Below are 2,567 nucleotides of genomic sequence, written 5' to 3'. Positions count from 1 at the left end.
CCCAATGAAACTGGGCATCCTCTCGGATACTCACAAAAAAGTGGGGCGTGCCCGAAAGGCGATCGATACGCTCGTCGAAAACGGTGCGGAGTTTCTGATTCATGCGGGAGATATCGGCAAAGAGGAGACGCTGGCCTATATGGAGGCGACGGGGCTGCCCTATGTGGCGGTGCTGGGGAACAACGACCGGAAGCTCGCGCATCTGACGGAGCGTTATCATCTTTTCAGGGAACCCCACTATTTCGAGATCGGGGATCTGAAGGTGAAGCTGATGCACCATCCCTGGTTTCTTTCGCCCGATGCGGATCTGATCGTCTTCGGCCATACCCACAAATTTTCTCTGGAGTGCCGGACCGACGGGAAACTCTTTCTCAATCCCGGGGAAGCGTGCGCGCGTAACAAGCCCGTCAGCGAGGCGGTGCTGCTGGAGGTGAGGGAGGATGCGTGGGACGTGACGCACTTTCAAAGACGCATCAAAGAGACGATGTGGCACACTGAGAGAAAAATATGCCAAAGAGCCCGGGTATGAGCAAAAAGATCTTTCTCTGCGCCATCAGCAACATCTCCAGCGGCCACTGTCTGGAAGACTGCAAATTCTGCACCCAGAGCGTGAAGCACGGGGCCGACATCGAGCGCTACTACCACAAACCCGTCGAGACGATCGTCGAGGAGGCGAAGCGGGCGAGAGCGCGGAAGGCGGTCGGTTTCTGTCTCGTGACGGCGGGCAGGGGCGTGGACGAGAAGACGCTTCGTTTCGTCTGCGAAGCGGCCGAAGCGGTCAAGAAGGAGGTCGACGGGCTGGGGCTCATCGCCTGCAACGGTACGGCGACGACGGAGCAGCTGAGGATCCTCAAAGATCACGGCGTCGACAGCTACAACCACAACCTGGAGACTTCGGAAGCCTTCTACCCGAACATCTGTACGACCCACGGCTGGCGCGAGCGGTACGAGACGTGCGAAAACGTCAAGAAGGCAGGGCTCAAGCTCTGCACCGGCGGAATTTTCGGGCTGGGGGAGAGGCCGGAGGATCGTCTTTCGATGCTCGAATCGATCCGCTTTCTCGATCCAGATTCGGTGCCTCTGAACTTTTTCCACCCCAATCCTGCGCTTCCGCTGGAAGGAGAGACGCTGCCCCCCGAAGAGGCGCTGGCGTGGATCCGCACCGCCAGGGAGGTACTGGGGGATCGGCGCATCATGGTAGCCGGCGGACGGGAGATCACCTTCGGCGAGGAGGATTACAGGATCTTCGAAGCGGGAGCCGACGCCATCGTCATCGGCAACTACCTGACGACGAAAGGCAAGGATCCGATGCGCGATCACGCCATGCTGGCGCGCCACGGATACGAGATCGCGAAGAGTTGCCATGAGCGGTGAGGTGCTCATCATCGTCACCCTGTCGCTGCTGATCTGGGTGGCACCCTTCATCGCGAAGCTGGTCAAGCTGCCGACGACGCCCGTGGAGATCATTCTGGGCTCCATCGCCGGGGGGATCGGGCTCTTCGGTACGGAGCCGAACCACATTTTCGAACTGGTGGCGGAGTTCGGCTTTCTCTATCTGATGTTCGTGGCGGGGATGGAGGTGAACGTCAAGAAGCTGCTCAGGACCGACGTCACGATCCTCAAGACCGGCTTTGCTTATCTGGGTATCCTCTACGCCCTTTCGGTGCTCATCGCCTACCAGCTGGGGATGAGTTTCGTCTTTATGGTGATCTTTCCGCTCATCTCCGTAGGCCTCATCGCCACGCTCTCCAAGGAGTACGGCAAGGAGACGCCCTGGGTCAAGCTCTCCATCACGGTGGGGATCCTGGGGGAGCTCATCTCCATCATCGTCCTGACACTGGCGAGCGCCGGTATCCACTACGGTCTGGGGCTCGACTTTTTCTTCAAAATCTCGGTCCTTGCCATGTTCATCGGAGCGATGGCGCTGGTCTACTACCTGCTGCATCTGCTCTTTTGGTGGTATCCGGAGATCCGCAGCGTCATGATGCCCTACTTCGATACGAAAGAGCAGGATATTCGCCTCAGCATGGCGACACTCTTCATCATGCTGGCGATCATGCTCTATCTTGGGCTGGAGCTCGCCTTTGGCGCTTTCATCGCCGGAGTCTTCATCGCCACCTTCTTCTCCCACAAAGAGGATCTGGAGGCGAAAATCTCCAGTTTCGGTTTCGGATTTCTGATCCCGATCTTTTTCATCTATGTGGGAAGTTCGCTGCCTTACGAAGCGCTGCAGAAAGAGGGGCTCGTACTCTTTGCCTTCATCATCGCATCGATCATGATCTTCGTGCGGGTGCTGGCATCGTTCGCGTTCGTGCGGCTCTGCGGCTTCAGAAACGCGATGCTGATCGCCTTCTCCCACGCGATGCCCCTGACACTGCTGATCGCCGTGGCGACACTGGCGTTTCACGCCCGAAGCATCGACGAGTTCCACTACGAAGCGTTCATTTTGGCGAGTATCGTGGAAGTGATCGTCTCGATGCTCACGATCAAAGTGCTGGCGCGGGAACGGTCGGACGAGATGTGCCCTCTGGGTGGAGACGGGCACAGGGGAATGGGGAAGGGTGAAC

3 protein-coding genes are annotated in these 2,567 nt (G+C 58.4%); all 3 read left to right on the top strand.

Annotated elements, in window-relative coordinates:
• The coding region (locus Q1K23_RS09040; protein WP_300363989.1) for a YfcE family phosphodiesterase at positions 1 to 529 on the top strand (529 nt) is incomplete at its 5' end.
• Complete coding sequence (locus Q1K23_RS09035) at positions 526 to 1,374, top strand: biotin synthase (RefSeq protein ID WP_300363988.1); 849 nt, start codon at positions 526 to 528, stop codon at positions 1,372 to 1,374. The genes Q1K23_RS09040 and Q1K23_RS09035, both read left to right, overlap by 4 nt.
• The coding region (locus Q1K23_RS09030; protein ID WP_300363987.1) for a cation:proton antiporter at positions 1,364 to 2,567 on the top strand (1,204 nt) is incomplete at its 3' end. The genes Q1K23_RS09035 and Q1K23_RS09030, both read left to right, overlap by 11 nt.

This window comes from Hydrogenimonas sp., from assembly GCF_029933015.1.
Lineage (GTDB): Bacteria > Campylobacterota > Campylobacteria > Campylobacterales > Hydrogenimonadaceae > Hydrogenimonas.
Note: the sequence above shows the minus strand (reverse complement) of the source record. Positions and strands in the feature narration are given on the sequence as shown.

Coding starts and splice junctions, on each gene's coding strand:
- Q1K23_RS09035 (WP_300363988.1), top strand. CDS start 526: ATGAGCAAAAAGATCTTTCTCTGCGCCATCAGCAACATCTCCAGCGGC.